At 34.6% G+C, this 24,582-nt stretch carries 26 protein-coding genes; 19 read left to right on the plus strand and 7 right to left on the minus strand.

Going from position 1 to position 24,582, the window contains the following annotated elements; all coding sequences use genetic code 11:
• Positions 1 to 40 precede the first annotated feature (40 nt).
• From QWY92_RS10970 to QWY92_RS11000, 7 genes are all read right to left on the minus strand, one after another.
• Complete coding sequence (locus tag QWY92_RS10970) at positions 41 to 1,525, minus strand: xylulokinase (protein ID WP_290271584.1); 1,485 nt, start codon at positions 1,523 to 1,525, stop codon at positions 41 to 43.
• The gene (locus QWY92_RS10975; protein WP_290271192.1) at positions 1,525 to 2,511 is read right to left on the minus strand and encodes a GntR family transcriptional regulator; all 987 of its coding nucleotides are present in this window, start codon (positions 2,509 to 2,511) and stop codon (positions 1,525 to 1,527) included. The genes QWY92_RS10970 and QWY92_RS10975 overlap by 1 nt, the downstream gene beginning before the upstream one ends.
• Positions 2,512 to 2,664: 153 nt before the next feature.
• On the minus strand, positions 2,665 to 2,934 hold the full coding sequence (locus QWY92_RS10980; RefSeq protein ID WP_290271194.1) for a hypothetical protein: 270 nt from the start codon (positions 2,932 to 2,934) through the stop codon (positions 2,665 to 2,667).
• A gap of 159 nt (positions 2,935 to 3,093) precedes the next feature.
• Complete coding sequence (locus QWY92_RS10985) at positions 3,094 to 3,489, minus strand: rhodanese-like domain-containing protein (protein WP_290271196.1); 396 nt, start codon at positions 3,487 to 3,489, stop codon at positions 3,094 to 3,096.
• Positions 3,490 to 3,492: 3 nt separating this feature from the next.
• The gene (locus QWY92_RS10990) at positions 3,493 to 3,807 is read right to left on the minus strand and encodes a rhodanese-like domain-containing protein (RefSeq protein WP_290271197.1); all 315 of its coding nucleotides are present in this window, start codon (positions 3,805 to 3,807) and stop codon (positions 3,493 to 3,495) included.
• Between the two features lie 153 nt (positions 3,808 to 3,960).
• Positions 3,961 to 4,581 (minus strand): thioredoxin family protein, encoded by a 621-nt coding sequence (locus QWY92_RS10995; protein WP_290271199.1) that lies wholly within the window; start codon positions 4,579 to 4,581, stop codon positions 3,961 to 3,963.
• Between the two features lie 2 nt (positions 4,582 to 4,583).
• Positions 4,584 to 5,120, minus strand: a complete 537-nt coding sequence (locus QWY92_RS11000) for a TlpA family protein disulfide reductase (protein ID WP_290271201.1) — start codon at positions 5,118 to 5,120, stop codon at positions 4,584 to 4,586.
• 697 nt (positions 5,121 to 5,817) lie between these two features.
• Between QWY92_RS11000 and QWY92_RS11005 the strand changes: the two genes are divergently transcribed.
• The 19 genes from QWY92_RS11005 (at position 5,818) to lepB (ending at position 24,580) form a co-directional block, all read left to right on the plus strand.
• Positions 5,818 to 7,224 (plus strand): anthranilate synthase component I family protein, encoded by a 1,407-nt coding sequence (locus QWY92_RS11005; protein WP_290271204.1) that lies wholly within the window; start codon positions 5,818 to 5,820, stop codon positions 7,222 to 7,224.
• Between the two features lie 494 nt (positions 7,225 to 7,718).
• Complete coding sequence (locus tag QWY92_RS11010) at positions 7,719 to 8,285, plus strand: anthranilate synthase component II (RefSeq protein WP_290271585.1); 567 nt, start codon at positions 7,719 to 7,721, stop codon at positions 8,283 to 8,285.
• 104 nt (positions 8,286 to 8,389) lie between these two features.
• Complete coding sequence (gene trpD, locus QWY92_RS11015) at positions 8,390 to 9,382, plus strand: anthranilate phosphoribosyltransferase (protein ID WP_290271205.1); 993 nt, start codon at positions 8,390 to 8,392, stop codon at positions 9,380 to 9,382.
• Positions 9,383 to 9,459: 77 nt separating this feature from the next.
• A complete protein-coding gene (trpC, locus tag QWY92_RS11020) occupies positions 9,460 to 10,245 on the plus strand; it encodes an indole-3-glycerol phosphate synthase TrpC (protein WP_290271206.1) in 786 nt (261 codons plus the stop codon).
• A 42-nt stretch (positions 10,246 to 10,287) separates the two neighbouring features.
• Entirely contained in the window at positions 10,288 to 10,914 is a 627-nt protein-coding gene (locus QWY92_RS11025) for a phosphoribosylanthranilate isomerase (protein ID WP_290271207.1), read from the plus strand.
• A gap of 71 nt (positions 10,915 to 10,985) precedes the next feature.
• A complete protein-coding gene (gene trpB, locus QWY92_RS11030) occupies positions 10,986 to 12,167 on the plus strand; it encodes a tryptophan synthase subunit beta (RefSeq protein WP_290271603.1) in 1,182 nt (393 codons plus the stop codon).
• Between the two features lie 47 nt (positions 12,168 to 12,214).
• On the plus strand, positions 12,215 to 12,499 hold the full coding sequence (locus QWY92_RS11035; protein WP_042501141.1) for a GIY-YIG nuclease family protein: 285 nt from the start codon (positions 12,215 to 12,217) through the stop codon (positions 12,497 to 12,499).
• Between the two features lie 42 nt (positions 12,500 to 12,541).
• Positions 12,542 to 13,306, plus strand: coding sequence for a tryptophan synthase subunit alpha (trpA, locus tag QWY92_RS11040; protein ID WP_290271212.1), 765 nt, complete (start codon positions 12,542 to 12,544; stop codon positions 13,304 to 13,306).
• 1 nt (position 13,307) lies between these two features.
• Entirely contained in the window at positions 13,308 to 13,532 is a 225-nt protein-coding gene (locus QWY92_RS11045) for a hypothetical protein (RefSeq protein ID WP_290271215.1), read from the plus strand.
• A 57-nt stretch (positions 13,533 to 13,589) separates the two neighbouring features.
• A complete protein-coding gene (locus QWY92_RS11050; RefSeq protein ID WP_290271216.1) occupies positions 13,590 to 14,870 on the plus strand; it encodes an NAD(P)/FAD-dependent oxidoreductase in 1,281 nt (426 codons plus the stop codon).
• Positions 14,870 to 15,319: a tRNA (cytidine(34)-2'-O)-methyltransferase gene (locus QWY92_RS11055; protein ID WP_290271218.1), complete on the plus strand. Its 450-nt coding sequence runs from the start codon at positions 14,870 to 14,872 to the stop codon at positions 15,317 to 15,319. The genes QWY92_RS11050 and QWY92_RS11055 overlap by 1 nt, the downstream gene beginning before the upstream one ends.
• Before the next feature lie 73 nt (positions 15,320 to 15,392).
• Positions 15,393 to 16,358, plus strand: coding sequence for a tRNA dihydrouridine synthase (locus QWY92_RS11060; protein WP_290271220.1), 966 nt, complete (start codon positions 15,393 to 15,395; stop codon positions 16,356 to 16,358).
• Between the two features lie 285 nt (positions 16,359 to 16,643).
• Complete coding sequence (locus QWY92_RS11065; protein ID WP_290271222.1) at positions 16,644 to 19,241, plus strand: chondroitinase-B domain-containing protein; 2,598 nt, start codon at positions 16,644 to 16,646, stop codon at positions 19,239 to 19,241.
• A gap of 94 nt (positions 19,242 to 19,335) precedes the next feature.
• The gene (locus QWY92_RS11070; RefSeq protein ID WP_290271224.1) at positions 19,336 to 19,650 is read left to right on the plus strand and encodes an EF-hand domain-containing protein; all 315 of its coding nucleotides are present in this window, start codon (positions 19,336 to 19,338) and stop codon (positions 19,648 to 19,650) included.
• Positions 19,651 to 19,789: 139 nt separating this feature from the next.
• Positions 19,790 to 20,554 carry a ParA family protein gene (locus QWY92_RS11075; protein ID WP_290271226.1) on the plus strand — a complete coding sequence of 255 codons (765 nt, stop codon included), beginning with the start codon at positions 19,790 to 19,792 and terminating at the stop codon, positions 20,552 to 20,554.
• A gap of 2 nt (positions 20,555 to 20,556) precedes the next feature.
• The gene (locus QWY92_RS11080; protein WP_290271228.1) at positions 20,557 to 21,471 is read left to right on the plus strand and encodes a ParB/RepB/Spo0J family partition protein; all 915 of its coding nucleotides are present in this window, start codon (positions 20,557 to 20,559) and stop codon (positions 21,469 to 21,471) included.
• Positions 21,461 to 22,108 carry a DUF5683 domain-containing protein gene (locus QWY92_RS11085; RefSeq protein ID WP_290271605.1) on the plus strand — a complete coding sequence of 216 codons (648 nt, stop codon included), beginning with the start codon at positions 21,461 to 21,463 and terminating at the stop codon, positions 22,106 to 22,108. The genes QWY92_RS11080 and QWY92_RS11085 overlap by 11 nt, the downstream gene beginning before the upstream one ends.
• Before the next feature lies 1 nt (position 22,109).
• Entirely contained in the window at positions 22,110 to 22,814 is a 705-nt protein-coding gene (gene dapB / locus QWY92_RS11090) for a 4-hydroxy-tetrahydrodipicolinate reductase (protein WP_290271230.1), read from the plus strand.
• A gap of 185 nt (positions 22,815 to 22,999) precedes the next feature.
• Positions 23,000 to 24,580 (plus strand): signal peptidase I, encoded by a 1,581-nt coding sequence (gene lepB, locus QWY92_RS11095; protein WP_290271232.1) that lies wholly within the window; start codon positions 23,000 to 23,002, stop codon positions 24,578 to 24,580.
• Positions 24,581 to 24,582: the final 2 nt, after the last annotated feature.

The raw sequence follows: 24,582 nt of genomic DNA on the forward strand, positions 1-24,582 counted from the left end.
ACTTGTAACGTAAAGCCCGACCCTTGTGGTAACGCCCTAATTATTTATTTAATACGAGTTCTAGTTCTTTTTTCCAGTTATTGTATGCTTCGGTGTATGGTGTTTTGTCTTTAAACGGCATAAACGTCATAACATGATCGTTGTCCATTATAGTTTTTCCAAAGGCCTCAAAATCGCCTTTATGCAGGTTTGCTGCACGTGCCGCACCAATAGCTCCGGTGGTATTATATATTTCTATTTCTTGCCCAATTAGGGTTGCTACGGTGTTTGCAAAAATCTCGGAACGGAATAAGTTATCGTTGCCAGCACGGATTACGCTAGCTTTAATACCATCGGATTTTAGAATTTCCATGCCATATAAAAATGAAAAGGCAATACCTTCCAAAGCAGCCCGACATAGATGTGCTTTGTTGTGATTGTTAAGGTTTACGTTTACCATACGCGTGCCAATACTTTTGTTGTTTAGCATACGCTCGGCGCCGTTTCCAAATGGTAAAATGCATACTCCATCTGACCCAATTGGAATCTCGGATGCAATATTATTCATCTCTTCGTAAGAACTTACATCGAGGTTATTTAGTAACCAACGGTACTGAATTCCAGCCCCATTGATGTTTAATAATTTACCTATATTTTTGTTTTCTTTAGTATAGTTTACGTGTGCAAAATTATTTACTCGTGTGCTCTCTTTACCCGAAAGACTATCTGTTACAGCATAGACAACACCTGATGTTCCACCGGTTGCAGCTACTTCGCCTGGATTGAATACATTCAACGACAGTGCATTATTTGGTTGATCTCCGGCGCGGTAATAAATTGGTGTTCCGGCAGCTATGCCACTTTCTTTTTCACCAGTTTCATCAACTTGAGATTGGTTACCAAAAGTATCTACAATGTCGGGAATTAAATCTGCACTAATACCGTAATGTTCCAATAGAAAATTGGCTACACTATCATTTTTAAAATCCCAAAAGATACCTTCGGAAAGTCCTGAAATTGTTGTATTTATTTTATTTGAAAATTTATACGCCACATAATCGCCAGGCAACATAAATTTGTGAATTTTACTATAAATATCGGGCTCGTTATCTTTTACCCATTTTAATTTTGAAGCTGTAAAGTTTGCTGGAGAATTAAGTAAATGCTCGGCACATTTAGCCTCGCCAACTTCAGCGAAAGCTTTATGTCCAATTTCTACCGCACGGCTATCGCACCAAATGATACTTTTACGCAATGGTTCTCCATTTTTATCGACTACAACCAAACCGTGCATTTGATACGAAATACCAATACCTTTTATTTGTGTGCGACTAATATTGTATTCTTTTTTTAGTTTTTGAATGGCGTTACAGGTATGCAGCCACCAATCGTTTGGGTTTTGCTCGGCCCAACCATTTTCCTTGGCAACCATGCTCATTTCCTCTTTTGGCTCTTGAGCTACGGCTAAACTTTTGCCTGTTTCTACTTCTACTAACGCAACTTTTATTGACGAGCTGCCAATATCGATTCCTAAGTTATAATTCATCATAGTGAGTCTCTTAAAATTAGTTTGGTGGGTATGTATTCTTGAATTGTTTTGTCTTCGCTAACAAATTCGGCTGCTTTGGCTCCCAATTGTTTAAAATCGGTAGAAATAACCGAAATGCCCTTATATATGAATTGTTTCATCGGGGTTTCATTATAGGATAAAAAACCAACATCGGTTCCGGGCTCAAAATTATTAGAACGGCATTGCTCTAAGAAAAAACCTAAAACACGATCGCTTACACTGATGTAGGCTTCTTGCTTTTTTATGCTGAATGCTTTTGGATTGGTCACTATTTCGAAATCGAACTCTTCCTTTTTACAGTAATCTTTAAAATATGTTACGGCTTCTGATGGATGGCTGGTGAATGTTGGGTAAACAAATACCAGTTTTTTATACTTTCGAAAAGCCGTTGTAGCTTCCGTTAAAGCATTATAAAACGATTTTCCAAAATCTTGAAACACGAAGTTATTGTTTTTATTGGCGTAAACATTCCAATCTATTAAAAGCAACTTAGCATTATCTATTTCTGAAATAACTTCTGGCACTTCGGGATTATCAAAAGTCATGACCACATATTTAAAATATTTCCCTTTGCTATTGTGAAGTATGGTTTTAAAATTTTCGATATTATAATGATGAAACTGAATATCGACAATAACATTATCCGGAAGGTTATATACAAAGGCGTGATACAACACTTCCTTATAAGCCTTAAAGGTATCTAACAACAATAGCACTTTTCGGTTCTCGTGGGCTACATAATATCCTATATTGGGTACAGACTCGATTACGCCATGTTCTTTTAATATAGAATAAGCTTTAAAAACCGTATCGCGAGACAGTTGAAGTGTTTTGCAAACCACATTTACCGATGGCAAAGCATCTCCACTCACTAACCTATTATTAGCAAGCTCATTATTTATAGCATTAACGAGCTGCTGGTATTTAGGTACTTCGCTATTTGTATCTATTGTGAAATTCATAACAAAAACCGGTCTGGTCTGGTCTGTTATGCAAATATAGAAATAATTTGATATTAATGAAATATTTCAGATTCTATTTTTAGAAAATAGGCACAAAAAAAGCCATATAAATTTTCATCTATATGACTTTACTATTTATTGACTAAATACCTATTAACTAGCTATTTGTTTTTGTTTCATTTTATCAAGTAGCTCTAATTCTACTCGAATTTCTTCTTTACGTTTATTGAAACTTCTAACGCGTTCTAACATAGATTCTTGTTTTTCTAAGCGTGCTTTTCTTCTTAACTCTTGCGCTTCAAGCATGTCTTTGTTTTCTTGCTTTTGTCTTGCTTTTTCCTTAGCTACAGACAAATAAGAATAGCCATACATGCTAATAAATAACATAGCTATTATACCGATAATTACGAAACCATTTTCCATAAGTTCTTTGAGGGATTAATTAATAAAATCATTTACATTTTAGACGGGTTAGGAATAAATATAAATTCTTATTAAATGTAATAAAAACCATTAAAAAAAACGAATTTAAAAGTCCATCAGTAAATAAAATAGACAAACGATAAAAATATATACGAAATACTACTTTGTTTTAAAGCCTTCAGACTTCCATCCTAATATTCCGCCTTCCAAATTGTAGATTTTATTAAAGCCTAATTTGGTAAAAACCTCTTGACTTTTACCACTTCTACGTCCTGATTTACAATAAATAACCAATGATTTTCTATTATCAATTAATCCTACTCTTGTTTCAAAATCTGAATCAAAAAAATTGATATTTTCAGCTCCTTCAATATGTCCAGCTTCAAATTCTTCTGGGGTTCTAACATCAATAATTCGAATGTCTTTTTCCTGTTTCAAGACCTGCTGAAGTTCCTCTGGAGATACCTCGATAATATGCTCGTTATTTTGTGCATTACAACTAAACATTAATGCACAAAAAATGAGACTTAGTGTTATTAATTTAAATTGTTTCATGGTTTATAAATCTACAACATCACCTGTCCATTCTAGCATACCGCCTTCTAAATTATAAGCATTCTCGAATCCTAATTGATCCATGATTGCACAGGCTTGACCACTTCTATTTCCAGATCGGCAATACACATAAAAGTTTTTACTTTTATCAAGCGCTTCAATTTCATTTATAAATTCTTGCCCTTTGTAAATATCGATATGTATTGCGTTCGGGATAATACCTTCGGCTACTTCTGCATCGGTTCTAACGTCTAAAACAACAGCATTATCATCTTTTGCCAATTGCTCAACCCATTCTTCTTGTGTTAAATCTTCCATGTTTATGTTTTTATATTTTATTTTAATTCTATTAAGTTGAAAACAAATTTAATATTTCTATAGGGATAGACGAAAAAAATCCGAAGTATTACACTCCGGATCTTTATATAACGCTCTTTTTAGTTTTAATAAATAAAAATCTATTCTGAAAAATTAACTTTTTATACCACACCCAATAGCGCGAGTTTCGGTTTCTGGCACTGATTTTCCTGATAATAAGGCATCGATAGCATCTTCAACATATTTCGTTTTTACCGCATTTGCGTCTTTATAATTATCATCTATCGCTCCAATATATTTTACTTCATTCCCTTTATTTGTTTTTTCCAAAATAAACACATGTGGTGTTTTAGTGGCTCCAAATTTCGGATATATGCTTTGATCTTTATCTAGTAGATATGGAAATGTAAAACCTTTTTCTGCGGCACGTTGTTTCATGGCTTCGAAACTATCACCGGGCATAACATCTGTATTATTGGGCATTATAGCAATTACCGGATACCCCAACTTTGCGTATTTTTTATCAAGATCAACAATACGATCTTCATACATTACGGCGTACGGACAAGTGTTACAAGTGAATGTAACAATAAAACCTTTGGCATTATTATAATCGGAAAGCGACACCATTTTACCATCAATGTTTTTTAACGAAAAATCGTCTGCAATATCACCAATTTGATAGCCGTCCCCTGTTATGGGAGTATGCATAGTAAAGGCACTTGCGCAAATTACAACCAGCAGTACAGACCAAATTTTAATTATTTTTTTCATAGTTATTCGTTTAAAAATTGTTTTAATTCATGTTCTAATTCTTCGTAAGTAAAAGATTGTTCGTAAAATTTTCTTTTTCCGTTCTTGTAAATAATAGTGGCTGGAATGGATCCAGACCATGTTTCACCTACCTTAGGAATCCATGTATTAGAGTCGACATCATCTAGAGCGATGACTTTCGATTTTAATTTATGTTTCCGCATAAAAGGTTTCAACTTCGTATCATATAAATGCGGAAAATCTAAGCTCACTAAAACAAAATCAACTTCTTCGTGTTCGGCTTTCAGTTTTTCAAAATAAGGCAATTCTTTAACGCAAGGTGCACACCAAGTGGCCCAGAAATTAATCACATGAATTTTATCGTCTTTAATATTTAAGAATTTTTCAAATCCATCAAAATCATAAACCTCTAGCTGCACATCGGCTTCTTTCAAATTTTCAGACACCGCCAAATCCTTAACATTTTCCTCGATGTTTTTCTTCTTATTAGAACAAGCAACCATCAAGAATACGACGGCTAAAAATAGATAATGTTTCATATCTATAAAATTAATTAATCCTGTATGACTTTTACTGCTGTTTAACAAATTATTATAAAATTTTGAGAATTAAATTCAAATTATATACATTTGTGTAATAACAAGTCCCTCTGTTATTTAATAATTAAAATTTATTATCTCCCTCTCTATAAATTTTATTATTACAACAAGTATGTGAAGTCTACTCCCAATGTCAATACTCAAATTTTATGAGGATTGAAATGTATTAGAATTTTAACGCTTCTGTAAAAACAAAAAATTATTACAACATAAATAAATACAAGGTAGCCGTTTTACTACTGACGATAAAGTTGATTTTTTTCAACTTTAGGCGAATTAGCAATAATTTTCCTAAAACCCTTAGTAACCAACCAAGACTGTTGTACTTGTTACAACAGTCTTTTTTAGCAACGAATTACTAAACAAAAATGAATAATCCTGATTTTTTCGTAAAAAATGAATAAAGTTTTGTTTAATACTTTTTCAATCTTTATCTTTGAACCAACATAAAAAATAACAATGAACATATCTTTAAATAATTCTTGGTGGTGGAACTTTCGAAACTAAAATTCGTGAAGAAACCCGAGTATATTTAAAACTTAAAAATATCCAAAAGGCTTGTCATTCACGACAAGCCTTTTTTTTATTTTATAACTGTTCACTTTTTGGCCATTTGCCGAAATACAAAAAACAATAAATGGAAAAATTTAGTCTATACACACATCACAAAAAAATATTAACAGATACCATTACACCTGTATCCGTTTACTATAAAATACGCGATAAATACCCAAATAGCATTCTATTAGAAAGTGGCGACTACCATAGAAGTCATAAAAACTTCTCGTACATCTGTTTCAATCCAATCGCCTCTATAAAGGTAGAGAATGAAGTGATATCGCAAACTTTTCCAGATGGCAGTTCAACTTCACTTAATATTACAAGCGAAATAAATGTAGCCGATGAAATTCACGATTTCACCAAACGTTTTAAACCACAATCCGACGAAGATTTTAAGTTTATAAACAACGGTATATTTGGTTACACTGCTTACGATGCCGTACGTTATTTTGAAGATGTACAAATTAGTAAAAAAGACAACTCGGTAGTTATACCAGATATCTATTATGCGGTTTACAAAAATATCATTGCCATAAACCATTACAAAAATGAAGCTTATATTTTCGCGCATTGTTATGATGATGCCGAAAATAATATCGATGCCATTGATAAACTTATAAACGTGCAAAACTTTGCATCTTATAATTTCAAATCTAAAGGTGATATACAATCTAATTTAACCGACGACGAATTTAAAAATCAAGTTGAATTAGCACGTAAACACTGTGCACGAGGCGATGTTTTTCAACTCGTATTATCACGTCGTTTTTCACAAGAATTTACTGGCGACGATTTCAATATCTATCGCGCCCTTCGTAGCATAAACCCATCACCATACTTGTTTTATTTCGATTATGGCGATTTTAAAATATTTGGTAGTTCGCCCGAAGCTCAACTTATTGTTTCCGAAGGTATGGCAGAAATCCACCCTATTGCCGGAACTTTTAAACGTACAGGCGACGAGGAAAAAGATGAAATATTAGCAGAAAAACTTAAAAAAGACGACAAAGAAAACGCCGAACACGTAATGCTTGTCGATCTTGCACGAAACGATTTAAGTCGTCACGGCAGCGAAGTAAAAGTAGTAACCTACCGTGAAGTTCAGTTTTTCTCACACGTTATTCACCTCGTTAGTAAAGTCGTTGGAAAAAAACACAAAAGTACTTCAACTATGCAAGTCGTAGCCGATACTTTTCCAGCAGGAACCTTAAGTGGCGCACCAAAACACCGTGCCATGCAACTTATCGAGCAGTACGAAAAAACAAGTCGTGGCTATTACGGCGGAGCCATAGGCTTTATGGATTTCGACGGCAATTTCAATCATGCCATCATGATCCGTACTTTTTTGAGTAAAGATTATAAATTGAACTGGCAAGCAGGCGCCGGAATGGTATCAAAATCCAATGCCGAAAGCGAGCTACAAGAAGTATTTAACAAACTCGGCGCATTAACAAAAGCCATAAAAGTAGCCGAAGACATTTAAATAATTTGGACGTTACCCGAAAAGGGGCGGGCTTTGAAGAGAGTCTCAGTATTCAGTAGCAGTTGGCAGTGTTTACTCGAATGAATAAAAAAAGCAACAGTGAGTAGTTGCAGTTAACAGAGCTTGCTCAGATAAAAAAAAGAAGTAAAAATTGGAAAGAAAAACAAACATAACAAAAGTGAAACTCCCAAATTCTGACGTAGTTGGAAAACGTTAATCTGCAGAAATAATGAGCGAAAAACGGAACTGCAAAACGAAGTTTTAAGCATGAAGTTTTTCAGCGAATGTTCCGAAGGAATTTCATCAGATTAACATGATTTTTTGGTTCGTTTTGCATCAAGGCAAAATGAACAGAAAGTGAAAAAAATAAGAAAAAGTAGCAGTGAGCAGTTGCAGTAAAACAGTGCTTACTCAGATAAAAATAAAAAAGTCAAAGTAAACCAACACTTACTCGACTAATAAATAAAATTCAGAGTCATCTGAAAAAAAATAAAATTATGAAAGTACTAGTCATAGACAATTACGACAGTTTCACATACAATCTAGTTCATTACCTAGAAGATTTAAACTGCGATGTTACCGTAGTACGTAACGACAAACTCACTCTAGACGATGTTAAACCGTTCCATAAAATTGTACTATCGCCAGGCCCAGGAATTCCAGACGAAGCTGGTTTACTAAAAGCCATTATAGAAACCTACGCACCAACAAAAAGCATTTTAGGTGTTTGCCTTGGCCAACAAGCCATAGGTGAAGTTTTTGGAGGTTCGCTTATAAACCTAGAAGACGTTTACCACGGTGTAGCAACAAATGTTACCATAACCGTAGACGACGAAATCTTATTTAAAGGTTTAGATAAAAACATAGAAGTTGGGCGTTACCACTCATGGGTAGTAAATCCAAACTTACCAGAAAGTTTAGAAGCCACATCGGTAGATGCTAACGGACAAATTATGTCTTTACGCCATAAAGTTTACGATGTTCGTGGTGTACAATATCATCCTGAATCGGTTTTAACACCTAACGGAAAAGCGATATTAAAAAACTGGGTGGAAAATTAAAAGCAGTATTCAGTTTTCAGTCGCAGTAAAACAGAACTTACTCGAATGAAAGTGCACAAATAACCAACAACTATTAACCAGTAACAATTATCTCTTTTATAGAAATGAAGAACTTACTAAACAGATTAATAAATCACGACACCTTATCTACCGAAGAGGCTAAACAAATCTTGGTAAACATATCGAATGATGCGTATAACCCGAGCCAAATAGCATGTTTTTTATCAGTTTTTATGATGAGAAGCATTACTCTCGAAGAACTAAAAGGTTTTAGAGATGCACTTCTAGAGCTTTGCTTACCCATAAATCTTAGCGATTTTAACGCGATCGATATTGTAGGTACTGGTGGCGATGGTAAAAACACATTCAACATCTCTACCCTATCGGCTTTTATTACGGCAGGTGCAGGTGTTCATGTTTCTAAACATGGAAATTATGGCGTATCATCTACATCAGGTTCTTCAAATGTTATGGAGCATTTAGGTGTGAAATTTTCTAATAATGAAGATTTTTTAAAACGCGCTTTGGACCAAGCAGGTATATGTATTTTACATGCACCACTATTTCACCCAGCAATGAAAAACGTAGCACCTATTCGTAAAGAACTTGGTGTTAAAACTTTTTTCAATATGTTAGGGCCTTTAGTAAATCCGTCGTTTCCAAAAAATCATGTTTTAGGTGTTTTTAATTTAGAAGTTTTGAGACTTTATAGTTTCTTATTTCAAAACACAGGGCACAATTATAATATTGTTTACGCTTTAGATGGTTACGATGAAATTTCATTAACAGGAAAAGCGAAAATTATTTCTAATCATACCGAAAAACTTTTTTCACCTGAAGATTTAGGCGTTTCAATAATTAAACAAGAAGATATTTTTGGTGGAGACTCTATAAAAGATGCCGCAACTATATTTGTTGAGATCATTTCTGGAAAAGGAACTGAAGCCCAAAACAACGTAGTTTGTGCTAATGCCGGTTTAGCTATTGCTACTTCAAAACAAATTTCGCATCAAGAAGGTTTTGAACTAGCAAAAGAATCGTTGTTTTCTGGAAAAGCAAAAACCTGTTTAGATAAATTAATTGAGTTAAGTAAATAAAAAAAGTCTGCAGTTGATAGTATTCAGTTGGCAGTTTGCTCACTCAAAACTTAAGACTCAGGCTTCAAGACTAGAACATGAATATTTTAGACAAAATAACATTAGATAAGCGTAAGGAAGTTGAACTTCGTAAAAGTTTAATCCCAGTTTCTCAATTAGAACAATCTGTTTTATTCGGAAGACAAACCGTTTCTCTTGCAAACAATCTACGCAATAGTAAATCCGGAATTATCGCCGAACATAAACGCCGATCGCCATCAAAATCTGTAATTAATAACAACTTAAACGTTCAAGATGTAGCAAAAGGGTATCAAGATGCGGGCGTTTGCGGCATGTCTGTTCTAACCGATGGAAAATACTTTGGAGGCTCTCTAGACGATTTATTAACAGCAAGAGCAAGTTGCAACTTACCATTACTTAGAAAAGAATTTATAATCGATGAATATCAAATGCTAGAAGCCAAGGCTTATGGTGCTGATGTTATTCTTCTTATTGCAGCTATTCTATCTCGAGACGAAATAAAACAATTCTCAGAGTTTGCTAAAAGCTTAAATTTAGATGTGCTTTTAGAAGTACATAACGAAGAAGAATTACATAAATCGATTATGCCAAGTTTAGATATGCTTGGTGTAAATAACAGAAATTTAAAAACCTTCGAGGTGAGTTTAGAAACCAGTAAATTATTAAGCACACAGATACCAAACGATTTTGTAAAAGTATCAGAAAGCGGCATAAGTAGCGTTGAAGCCATTAAAGAACTTCAGCCTTTTGGATATCAAGGATTTTTAATAGGTGAAAACTTTATGAAAACGGATAATCCTGGGGCAAGTGCTACCGATTTTATAAACCAATTGAATCAATAAAATTTTACTGAATTTATTTTAGAACAACACAAATTGAACATCATGAAACTGAAAATTTGCGGAATGAAATATCAAGATAATATGACTGAAGTCGCTGGCCTACAGCCCGACTATTTAGGTTTTATATTCTACGATAAATCGTCTAGAAATTTCGACACATCCATTCCCGAAATATCAAATTCTATAAAAAAGACTGGTGTTTTTGTTAATGAAGATTTACAAGTTGTTATTGAAAAAATAAAAACATTCAACTTACAAGCTGTTCAATTACACGGCGAAGAATCCCCGGAATATTGTAACGATTTAAAAGGAAAAGTATCAGAAATCATTAAAGTATTCTCTATTAAAAACGAATTCAATTTTGAGGTTTTAAAGCCTTACGAAGCGGTTTGCGATTACTTTCTATTCGATACCAAAGGAAAACACCCTGGCGGAAATGGATACACTTTCGATTGGAATGTGCTAAACAATTACCCGTCTACCAAACCCTTCTTTTTAAGTGGTGGTATTGGTTTCGATGAAATTGAAGCGGTTAAAAAGTTTCAACAAAGTACGGCATCAAAATACTGCTATGCTTTAGATGTAAATAGTAAGTTTGAAATAGAACCCGGATTAAAAGATATTAAATTATTAGAAAATTTTAAACAAAGTTTGTCATTCCGCAGTTGATGTGGAATTCATTATAAATTAAACCAAAAAATAAGATTCCCTCCTTCGAGGGAATGACAAAAGAAAACATGATGAATTATAACGTAAACGAAAAAGGCTATTACGGCGAATTTGGTGGTGCATTTATTCCAGAAATGCTTTACCCAAATGTGGAAGAGTTACGCCAAAACTATTTAAAAGTGATGGCCGAACCAGATTTCAAAAAAGAATTCGATCAACTTTTAAAAGATTATGTTGGTCGCCCATCACCTTTGTATTTTGCTAAACGTCTTTCTGAAAAATACAATACCAAAATTTATTTAAAGCGTGAAGATCTAAACCATACGGGCGCACACAAAATAAACAATACTATTGGCCAGATTTTAATGGCCAAACGCTTAGGTAAAACTCGAATTATTGCTGAAACAGGAGCTGGACAACACGGTGTTGCTACCGCTACTGTTTGTGCTTTAATGGGACTAGAATGTATTGTTTACATGGGCGAAATTGATATTGCACGCCAAGCCCCGAACGTAGCTAGAATGAAAATGTTAGGCGCTACCGTTGTGCCTGCACTTTCTGGAAGTAGAACTTTAAAAGACGCTACAAACGAAGCGATTCGCGATTGGATTAACAACCCTGTAAACACTCACTATATTATTGGATCGGCTATTGGGCCACATCCATACCCGGATATGGTTACCAGATTTCAATCGGTAATTTCCGAAGAAATAAAATGGCAACTAAAAGAACAAATTGGGAGAGAAAACCCAGATTATGTAGTGGCTTGTATTGGTGGCGGAAGTAATGCTGCCGGAACGTACTACCACTATTTACACGAACCAGATGTAAAAATCATTGCTGTTGAAGCGGCTGGTTTAGGTGTAGATTCTGGAGAAAGTGCTGCTACTTCTGTTTTAGGACACGAAGGTGTTATTCATGGTTGTAAAACCTTGTTAATGCAAACTAAAGACGGACAAATTACGGAGCCCTACTCTATTTCGGCTGGTTTAGATTATCCTGGTGTTGGCCCAATGCACGCACATTTATGCAAAACGGGACGTGCTGAATTTATGTCGATTACCGATGATCAAGCTATGACGGCTGGTTTGGATTTATGTAAACTAGAAGGTATTATTCCGGCTATTGAGAGTTCGCATGCGCTGGCTATTTTTGAAGAAAAAACCTTCAAACCAGACGACGTGGTTGTTGTGAGTCTTTCAGGACGTGGTGATAAGGATTTACAGAATTATATTGAATATTTTAAGATATAAGTTTCATTTTTTCATTTCCGCGAAGGCGGAAATCTCAAAGTAAAACCATGGACGTACATTACGTTTACATATTAACAAATAAGAACCATACAGTTTTGTATGTTGGGCGTACTAAACAATTAAAGGTTAGGCTAAATCAACATAAAAACAATAGTTCAAAATCCTTTACAGGAAAATATAATGTTGATAAATTAGTTTACTTTGAAACAACGAAATACGTAAACAATTCAATAAAAAGAGAACGACAAATTAAGAAATGGAATAGAGCCTGGAAAATCAATTTAATAAATAGTTTAAACCCTGATTGGAAAGACCTTTCCGAATACATTTAAAAGATTCCCTCCTTCGAGGGAATGAAAAAAATAGTCTTAAAAATGAATAGAATAAACCAAAAATTACAAGAAGACAAAAAATTATTGTCCATATATTTTACAGCCGGTTACCCGAGTTTAACCAACACTGTTTCCATTATTGAAGATTTAGAAAAAAATGGTGTAGACATGATAGAAATTGGACTTCCGTTTAGTGATCCTTTGGCCGATGGCCCAACGATACAGGCTAGTTCTACGCAAGCACTAAAAAATGGTATGACCACCGAAGTGCTTTTCGACCAGTTAAAAGATATTAGAAAAACCGTATCTATTCCGTTAATAATTATGGGTTATTTTAACCCGATGTTACAATATGGTGTGGAGGCGTTTTGCAAAAAATGTCAGGAAATAGGTATCGATGGTTTAATAATTCCAGATTTACCGGTAGATGTTTATAAAGAAGATTACCAAGCCGTTTTTGAAAAATACGGACTAATAAATGTGTTTTTAATTACACCACAAACATCGGTGGAGCGTATTAATTTCATCGATTCGGTTTCAAATGGATTCATTTATATGGTAAGTAGCGCAAGTGTTACTGGTAGCAGTTCTGGTTTTGGGGACGAGCAAACAAGCTATTTTAAACGTATTGCCGATATGAATTTGAAAAACCCGCAGGTTATTGGATTTGGAATTTCGGATAATGAAACTTTTACTCAAGCCACAACGTACGCTAAAGGCGCCATTATTGGTAGTGCATTTATAAAACACATTACGGAAAACGGTGTTAACAAAACGGATGTATTTGTGAAATCGATACTCGGTTAAAATGAAAGTACTAAACGATTGGAAACTTGTTTTACTAATTTGCTTAACTTTAGGTTTAGCGCCTTTTTTCCCTGAATCTCATATCCTAGGTAAACTTAAATGGATACTAGGTGGAGCAACAGGCATGAAACTTAAAGATTGGTTTGATGTTGTTTTACACGGGTTTCCTTTTGTGCTATTAATACGAATTGTACTCCTAAAAATATTTCAAATGAGTAAAAAATAAAGAACAAATATCGTTAGTAAATTAATAAAATTTATTCTTGCCTAAAAATAAGATAACATGAGTAAAACAGAAAAAATTGTAATTATTGGTGCTGGTTTCGCAGGACTAAGACTTGCACAAGACTTAATAAATCACCCAAATTACGAGGTGTATTTAATTGACAAGCAAAATTACCACCAATTTCAACCACTTATGTATCAAGTAGCCACGGCTAGGCTTGAACCTGCAAGTATTTCCTTTCCGTTACGAAAGGTTTTTCAAAAGGCAAAAAACGTAAGAATTAGAATTACAGAAGTAGCGGAAATTAATTTCGAAGACCAGTTTGTTAACACACCTATTGGCGATTTTGATTACGACCATTTGGTGATTTCTATTGGTTGTACAACCAATTATTTTGGGAACGAAAACCTAAAGAATTTCGCTTACCCCATGAAAACTATTCCTGAAGCCATACAGCTTAGAAATAGAATTCTACAAACTTTTGAAAACGCGCTTAACACCACCGACCCCGAAAAACTTCAAACTTTACTAAATTTCGTCATTGTTGGTGGAGGCCCTACTGGTGTAGAGTTAGCAGGTGCTTTAGCAGAAATGAAACAACACATTTTACCTAAAGATTATCCTGATAAAGATTTCTCTAAACTAAAAATATATTTATTAGAAGGCAGTCCGAACACACTGAGTCCAATGAGTGAAGGCTCTCAAAAAATGTCTCAAAAGTATTTAGAAGAACTTGGTGTTTCCGTAGTTACAAATACCTTTGTTAAAGATTATGATGGCACCATTGTTACCCTAAATACAGGAAAAACAATAAACTCTAAAAATGTAATTTGGGCAGCAGGTGTAACCGGAAATGTTATTAAAGGTTTCCCTGAAACTTGTATTACTCGTGGCAATCGACTTATTGTTAATCGCCAAAACGAAGTTACTGGTTTAAAACATGTTTACGCCTTAGGAGATATTGCATACATGGAAACTCCTAATTTCCCGAAAGGCCATGCACAAGTAGCGAGTGTAGCTTTGCAACAAGCTTCGCTTTTGGCCGAGAATTTAAACAGAAAAGTTAAAAACAAGCCTTTAAAAGATTACGAGTACACCGATAAAGGTTCTATGGCAACCATTGGAAAACGCAAAGCCGTTGTAGATTTGCCTAAATTTAGTTTCCAAGGACGTTTGGCCTGGTTTACCTGGATGTTTATTCACTTAATGCTCATTTTGAGTATCAAAAACAAACTTCTAATTTTCATGAATTGGATGATTAGTTATTTTAATAACGACAGCACGTTACGAATTATAATGAAACCTGTTGCAACCAAAGTTAAAACCACAAAAGAATAATGCCGTTAAACATCGTTTTAGTTGAACCAGAAATCCCCAATAACACCGGAAACATAGGCCGTTTAGCTCTAGGATCGGGCTCACACTTACACCTTGTAAAGCCTTTTGGTTTTGAAATATCGGATGCGCGATTAAAACGTGCTGGATTAGATTATTGGAAACATCTTTCTATTACGTATTACGATAATATTGATGAATTCTTCAAAATTAATCATGATAAAAAAATGGCGTTTCTTTCTAGCCATGGTGAAAAAAAACATTGGGATATTCCTTTTGAAGACGATTTGTTTCTTGTTTTCGGAAAAGAATCGGTTGGTCTTCCAAAATGGATTAATGAAACTTACGCAAATCAGCTTTATAAAATCCCTCTGTATAGTGAACATGTGCGTAGTTTGAATATAGCGAATGCCGTCAGTATTGTAACTTATGAAGGATTGAAACATCTTTAAATTTTCATATTTCGTTTAGGTCTAAATTCACCTTCAAACCAATTACTCTATATTTGCCCCACAAAACAGCAAAATGGCTTCTACTTTACTTTCATCACCTTTACAAGGATTTACCGATTTCCGTTTTCGCAACGCCTTCCATCATTATTTTGGAGGTATCGACACCTTTTATGCGCCGTATATTAGATTGAATGGAAAGTTGAAAATTAAACAATCGTATCAAAATGATTTACAACCGGAAAACAACACGACTTTAGAGGTTATTCCGCAAGTGATGACGAACGATGCCGACGAGTTCATTTTTGTTGCCAAGTACGTACAGAGCTTAGGTTATAAAGAATTAAATTGGAATTTAGGTTGTCCTTACCCTATGGTGACAAAATCTGGTATGGGTTCAGGATTGATTTGTAATCCTAATAAAATTAACGACATTTTACACAAAGCCCATAACGAAACCGATATTTTGGTTTCCATGAAAATGAGAATGGGTTATGAACATGCCGAAGAAATTCTAGATGCCTTTCCTATTTTAGACCAATATCCACTTAAAAACATTGCTATTCATGCCCGAATTGGAAAGCAACTTTACAAAGGCCCTGTAGATTTAGATGCTTTTGAAAAATGCATTAGTAGTACCAAACACAAATTATATTATAATGGTGATATTACTAGCGTTTCAACATACAAAGCTATTGAAGAACGTTTCCCAAGTATCGATCATTTCATGATGGGACGTGGCTTAATTGCCGATCCATTTTTACCTAGTATGATAAAAAATAATACTACGGAATACCCAAAGGATCGTTGGTCTATTTTTTCTGAATTCCATGATACTATTTATCAACAATACGACGCATATTTATCTGGACCAACACCTATAAAAATGAAAATGCTTGGCTTTTGGGAATTCTTTTCTCAATCGACATCAAATCCGCAAAAAACTTACAAAGCCATAAAAAAGGCCACAAACCCCGTAAAATACAGACAAGCTGTTGATAAAATTATAGCGACTGAAATAAAAGTTAAACGCGCGTTTTAAATTTTACTGTAATATAGTTAATACCACTTCCATAGTATTTGATTCTTAAATATCTTCCTTCTAAACAAAGAGAGGTTAAACTTACACTTCTTACCTGCTATAAACCTATTGTTAAAGTATTACAAAGCAACCTAACACCTTAGTAAACACTTAAAAACCAAATAATTACAACTAAACACCTTTTAATTACATTTTGACGGTTTTAATTTGAACAGATAAAATTAAAATTTACATTGGTTTACCAATCTGGGAAACCAATTAATTAACCATTAAAACTAAACTAAAATGCCATTAAGAACTACCCTCAGCATGCTTTCTTGTTTTAAACCTTTTCGTTCAAAAGCAGTCTTTATTGTATTAATTTTCAGCTGTAACCTCCAAGTTTTGGCGCAAACATTTACCGATGCAGAAGATCTAGTAGATGCCGTAAACGCCAGTACCAATGGTGGTACTTTTATTGTTAAAAACGGAACTTACAATGATTTTGAAGCCACGTTTGAAGTCATGGCCACAGCGGTCACCCCCATTATTATTAAGGCTGAAACTGTTGGCGGTGTAACCTTAACAGGCGAATCGCATTTTGTTTTTAAAAAATCGGCTCACATTACTTTAGAAGGTTTTGTGATTGACGGTGTTGGCGATAATTCTTTAATAAAATTAGAAGGCTGTAACAACATTCGAATTACAAGAAATATTTTTGAGTTAGTTACTGAAGAATCTATTAAATGGGTTTATATCGGCGGCGTTTATAACGACAACACTAAACCATTTGTTTACCCAAGCCATAACAACAGAATAGACCATAATATATTTCAGAATAAAACTACGCCAGGTCATTACATTACGATAGATGGCACCACAGATTCTAACGATGTAGCCTACCAATCACAATACGACAGAATAGACCACAATCATTTTAAAAATAATGGACCAAGAGCTGTTAACGAACAAGAATCTATTAGAATTGGTTGGAGCGAAATGTCACAATCAAGCGGCTATACAATCGTCGAATTTAATTTATTTGAAGATTGCGACGGCGACCCTGAAATTGTTTCTATAAAATCGTCGGACAATACGGTGCGCCATAATACTTTTAAAAGCAGTTATGGCACACTATCTTTTAGACACGGAAATAACAACAGAGCAGAAGGCAATTACTTTTTCGGCAACGGAAAGGCCATAACCACATCTCCTGATGGCGCTACATTATACACCGGAGGCATACGTATTTACGGCAAAAACCAAGTAATTATTAACAATTACATGGAAGGTTTAACTGGCACCCGTTGGGATGCACCAATTACCTTAACTCTAGGCGACGCTATTGATGGGCAAAGCAGCAGTTTGTCAAAACATTTTAGAGCAGAAAACGTATTAATTGCATACAACACTTTGGTGAATAACAGCCATGGTATTGAAATTGGTTACGACAACAACAATGCGTATTCTAAAGATTTAGAAAACATAACCATTGCAAACAATTTAATTACAGGATCGGAAAATGCTTTAGTTGAAATTGTAGATACCGATAACGACCAAGGCGATAACATTACTTGGAAAAACAACCTATTTTTCCCAAAAGATAACGCTGTACTTTTAGCTGGAGCAACATCAACAAGTTTTGATATGAGCGAAGTGGTTAATGAAAACCCTAATATTATTTTTGATGCAGATTCTGGGACTTGGAAAACCTCCGCAACCACCCCATTATATAGCAATGGTGTTACTAACGAATCTATTTCCGAAGATATTGAAGGACAAATGAGACCGACAAGTAGTAATCCTGGAGCCGATCATTTTAGCACAGAAAGCATAAGATACAAACCTTTAAACTCCACTGATGTTGGACCAGATGCTTATGAAATTGATGATACTTCAGAAAGCTTATATCTTTCATCAATAGCACCGTTTCCTGCTTCGGAAGCGTCTCAAAATGTAACTATTACATCTAATGTAGATTGGACTGTAAACAACTCAACCAATTGGGTTTCTGTAACACCAACAAGCGGCAGCAATAACGGAAGTATTGAAATTTCCGTTCTACAAAACCCAACATTTTCAACGCGCTCAACACAAATCACTATTGAAGGTGGTAACATTTCAAGAACGTTAGAAATTATACAAGGTCCTGCAGACCCAAAAGATGGGCTCATTTTAATTAACGACCAATCGAGCAACGATAACGTTAGCATACATTATGTTTTTGCTGAAGAAATTACAGATACGAAAAACAATATTGCCGCACATTCATTAGATAAAAATTTTGACACCCAATGGTCGGGAAAAAATATTGATGGTGAACCTGGTGAAATTATTTTCGATTTAGGAGGAACATATAACCTACAACTTATAGATTATGCTAGCACCAATGGGAAACGCTATGAGTTTCAAATATGGACATCAACAACAGGAACTGCTGAGGCCGATTTCTCAAATGCCTTTCCAGGTGAAAGTAATTTAGTTTGCGAAACCAATAATGATGTTTTCACTAGCTACAAACTCCCACAAGTAGCTGTAGGTACGAAATATGTCAAAATAATTGGTTTCGGTCAACCAGATCGTCCAAGTGATTGGAATACCATTTCAGAAATTGAGTTTTATAGCACCGTAAGCCTATCAACTTCAAGCGAGCCGTTACAAACTCGTATCCTATTATATCCTGTCCCTACTAAAAATCAACTTCATATTAAGTCGTTAGATACTCCTGTAAAAAACATCAAAATTTATGGCGTAGATGGCCGCCTTGTTTTAAATCAAGATGTAAAAATGACCTCTTCAGAAGCGACAATTAATACATCAACCCTGAAAAATGGTGCTTATATTATTAATTTAACGAACGAGAATAGCCTAAATCATTCAGAAATATTTATTATTTCACAGTAAATAATAAAAAATTCAAAAAAAATTAACAAGTCATTAAACCTTTTCGAAAAAACAGAGTCAAAGAAAGCAGTTCAAACCATTAAAAACAAAACAAATGATATCAAAAACTTTAAAATTCGGAATAGTTGTAGTGGCCTTATGTGCCTTTTCAGTAACAAACGCACAAGACAGAAAGAAGCCAGACCCAGAAAAAATGTTTGCTTCTTATGACGCTGATGAAGACAAATTAATTTCTTTAGATGAATACAAATCTAAAAAACGTAAAAAAGAAATGGAAGCTGACGTATTAGAAAAACGTTTTGCTAAAATGGACGAAAACAGCGATGGATCGGTTACTTTAGAAGAATTTAAAGCATCAATGAACAACCAAAAAGGTAAAGGAAAAGGAAAAGGTAAGAAAAAAGAATAATCCGCAATAATTACCCTATAATTTTAAGAAAAGACAACTCTCAAGGTTGTCTTTTTTTTGTGAATTAATTAATAACATCTTCCATTTTTATTCCTAATAATTAATCGTATTTTTACCGCTAATAAATTCAAATTATTTAATGGGTAAAATCATCGCAATTGCTAACCAAAAAGGAGGTGTTGGAAAAACAACCACATCGGTAAACTTAGCAGCATCCTTAGGGGTATTAGAAAAAAAAGTATTGCTTATTGATGCTGACCCTCAAGCCAATGCCAGTTCAGGAATAGGCATAGATGTAGAATCTGTAGAGATTGGAACTTACCAAATTTTAGAGCATTCTAACACGGCAAGAGAGGCCATTATGAAAACTGATACGCCGAATTTAGATATCATTCCGGCTCATATCGACCTGGTAGCCATAGAAATAGAACTTGTTGATAAAGACGAGCGCGAGTATATGATGAAAAAATCGTTACAAGAAATTAAAGACGATTACGATTATATTTTAATTGATTGTGCGCCATCATTAGGCCTACTAACATTAAATGCTTTAACGGCTGCCGATTCAGTAATTATCCCAATTCAATGTGAATATTTTGCGTTGGAAGGCTTAGGAAAACTATTAAACACTATAAAAAGTGTTCAGAAAATACATAACCCAGATTTAGACATCGAAGGGTTACTTTTAACTATGTACGATTCACGTTTACGACTTTCAAACCAAGTGGTAGAAGAAGTTCAGAAACATTTTAACGATATGGTTTTTAAAACCATAATACAAAGAAACGTACGATTAAGCGAAGCGCCAAGTTATGGCGAAAGCATTATTAACTACGATGCCAGTAGTAAAGGTGCCACAAATTACCTGAGTTTGGCAAGAGAAGTTATCACTAAAAATGAATAATTATGGCTAAGGCAACAAAAAAACAAGCTTTAGGACGAGGTTTATCGGCTCTTTTACAAGATCCGACTAACGATATACAATCGGCAGAAGATAAAAATGCAGATAAAGTTATTGGAAATATTGTCGATTTAGACATTGATTATATTGAAGTTAACCCTTTTCAGCCTCGTACTAATTTCAGTGAAGAATCATTACGAGAATTAGCCTCTTCTATTAAAGAACTAGGCATTATCCAGCCTATAACGGTTCGAAAATTAGGTTTAAACAAATACCAATTGGTATCTGGAGAACGCCGTTTTAGAGCTTCTAAATTATTAGGTTTAGAAACCATTACGGCTTACGTTAGAATTGCAAACGATCAAGAATCGCTAGAAATGGCCTTGGTTGAAAACATTCAACGTCAAGATTTAGACCCGATTGAAATTGCCCTTTCATACCAAAGATTAATAGACGAAATAAATTTAACGCAAGAGCAAATGAGCGAGCGCGTTGGAAAAAAACGTTCTACCATTGCCAATTATTTGCGTTTGCTAAAGTTAGATCCTATTATCCAAACTGGAATGCGAGACGGTTTTATTTCTATGGGACATGGGCGTGCTTTAATTACTATTGAAGACCAATCGATTCAACTAGATATTTACGAAAAAATTCTTTCTAACAAATTATCGGTTAGAGATACAGAAGTTTTAGTTCGCAATTATAACAATAATGAAACGGTTGAAGCTCCTATAAAAAAGGAAGCTGCACCGAGTATGCCAAATTTTGTTAAAACAGGTATTAACTCGTTTTCGGAATACTTTGGACATAAAATTGACGTTAAAGTCTCTAAAAACGGAAAGGGAAAAATTACAATCCCATTTCATTCCGAAGAAGATTTTAACCGTATTAAAAAATTAGTTGAAGGTGATTCAAAATAAATTTAAAACATTTCTAACAACCATATTATGCACACTTCTGTGTTGTTTTTCTTTATTCGCACAAGATAAACCACAAGAAGAAGCGAAAGAAGAGGAAAACGAAGCAGTGCTACTTCCGGAAGGCGTGGTTATAGATTCTATTATTCAAATCACGGAACCTTTCGATGCCTTAAGACCAGCAAAAGCAGCCTTTTATTCGGCTATTTTACCAGGTTTAGGGCAAGCTTACAATAAAAAATATTGGAAAATCCCCATCGTATATGCTGCACTTGGCACCGGTGTTTATTTTTACATTAACAATAACAACGAATACAACCGCTTTCGCGATGCTTATAAAAGTCGTTTAGCAGGTTTTGAAACCGATGAATTCTATTTCAGTGCGGCCGGCGAAAAACTAGACGATCCGCGTGTGAGCACAGAACGTTTGGAAACCGCTCAAGAATTTTACAAAAAAAACAAAGAAATATCTTTACTTGTGCTTGTTGGCATGTATGCTTTAAACATCATAGAAGCCAATGTAAATGCGCATTTACTTCAATATAATGTCGATGAAAATTTATCATTGGCACCACACTACAAATTCAATGAAATTGACGCAAAAAGCGACATTGGATTAACTTTAAATTTCAAATTTTAATATGAATATTGCTTTACTCGGATACGGGAGAATGGGACAAACCATTGAACAAATTGCTATTAAACGCGGCCATACTATTGTTTTAAAGGTTGATAAAGAAGATAAAGATTATGATATTTCAAAAGCCGATGTTGCTATAGATTTTAGTATTCCAAACGTCGCATTTCAAAATATTTCTAATTGCTTAAACAACAATGTTCCCGTAATTTCAGGAACCACAGGTTGGTTAGAAAACTACGATAATGCCGTGGCCTTATGCGAAGAGAAAAAGGGAGCTTTTATTTATGCTTCAAATTTTAGTTTAGGCGTTAACATCTTTTTTGAGTTGAACAAAACTTTAGCCAAAATGATGAGTACTTTAAAAGAGTACAATGTTTCTATGGAAGAAATTCATCATACTAAAAAATTAGATGCCCCGAGCGGAACAGCCATTACTTTAGCCGAAGGTATCATCGCTAATAACCCAAATTACGAAGGTTGGTTGCTTGATGATAAAGCAGACAAAAAATTACCTATAGTTGCCAAACGTATCGAGGATGTTCCTGGCACGCACACGGTAACTTACGAAAGTGAAGTAGACACCATAACAATAGATCATGTAGCACATAACAGACAAGGTTTTGCTCTTGGTGCTGTAATTGCAGCCGAATGGATTGTTGGAAAAGCAGGCGTTTTCACCATGAACGATGTGTTAAACATTGGTTAAAAAACAACATTTATGTAACGCTAAACCGGGTTTAGCAACTTATACCCAATGAATTTTAGTAAGATTGATAATTATTAAGTTTTGCATTTTTTAGTTTCTTCAGAATTAAAAATATAATAAAACCGAACGTCATCAATTATATAAAATTTCATTTTGTATTCATCAATAAATAAAATTTTAGGATTATGACATTAATGCAATGGTTTATATTCATTTTGATTATTCAAGTGATTCACGGATTAGGAACTTGGAAATTATACACAAAAGCTGGAAGACAAGCTTGGGAAGCCTTTATTCCGGTATATAACGGCGTTATATTAATGAAAATTATTAACCGTCCGCTATGGTGGGTTATCCTTTTATTTCTCCCAATTGTAAACATGATTATGTTTCCTGTAATTTGGGTAGAAACAGCTAGAAGTTTCGGGAAAAACACAACTCTAGACACCGTTTTAGCAGTTGTTTCCTTAGGTTTTTACAACTACTACCTGAACTATGTTGCAGATGTAACTTACATTGAAGATAGAAGTTTACAACCTAAATCGGCTACGGGAGATTGGGTAAGCTCTATTTTATTTGCCATTGTTGCAGCAACTATTGTACATACTTATTTTATTCAGCCATTTACGATTCCTTCATCTTCTTTAGAAAAATCATTACTTGTTGGCGACTTCCTTTTTGTAAGTAAGTTTCATTATGGAGCAAGAATACCAATGACAACCATTGGAGCGCCTATGGTGCATGACACTATTCCGGGTTTAAAAAAGAAATCGTACCTATTTAACGATCATTATGACGAACGTAAAACTTCTCTAATTAATAAATTACAACTACCCTATTTACGTATTCCAGGTTTCGAAAATATAGAACGTAACGAGATTGTTGTTTTCAACCAACCTGCCGATACGCTGTTGGATATGAACAACTTTACGCCAGACAGAAACTACTACAAGCCTATAGATAAAAAAACCAATCTTGTAAAACGATGCGTTGCTATTGCTGGCGACAGCCTAGAAATTCGTGATGGTTTTGTTTATATTAATGGGAAGAAAAACGAATTACCAGACCGGGCACATTTACAGTTTAGCTATTTGGTTCAACCTAAAACCAATCAGTTTAATCCTGCATATTTAAAAGAACGTTATGATATTACGGATGGTTTTGGCATTATCAACAACCAAAACACCTATTACTTTTCAGCCATTTCAGATGAAGCTTTAGCGCAGTTTAAAAATCATCCAAACGTGGCTAGCATCACCCCTAATAAGAAAGAAAAAGGTGTTAGAGATCCTAATATTTTTCCTCACGATCCGAATTACGATTGGAATGTGGATTTCTTCGGACCACTTTATATCCCTGAAGAAGGCAAAACAATTGATATCAATTTAGATGTTTTACCGCTTTACAAACGTGTGATTACAGAATATGAACACAACGATTTACAGGTGAAAGGCAATCAAATTATAATTAATGGCGAAGTGGCCACAACTTATACCTTCAAACAAAATTATTATTGGATGATGGGTGATAACCGCCACAATTCTATAGACGCGCGTGCTTGGGGCTTTGTGCCTTTCGATCACGTGGTTGGAAAACCTGTATTTATTTGGATGAGTTGGGATGGATCTAGCCCACGTTGGGAACGTTTCTTCACTACCGTTAGTGGTAGCGGAAAAGCAACCTCTTTTTTAATTCCGTTTTTAATTTTGCTAGCAGGATGGTTCGGATTTAAAAAATGGAGAACTATGAAAGCCGATAAAAGCTAAAA

The organism is Algibacter miyuki (genome assembly GCF_030409805.1).
GTDB classification, from domain to species: domain Bacteria; phylum Bacteroidota; class Bacteroidia; order Flavobacteriales; family Flavobacteriaceae; genus Algibacter; species Algibacter miyuki.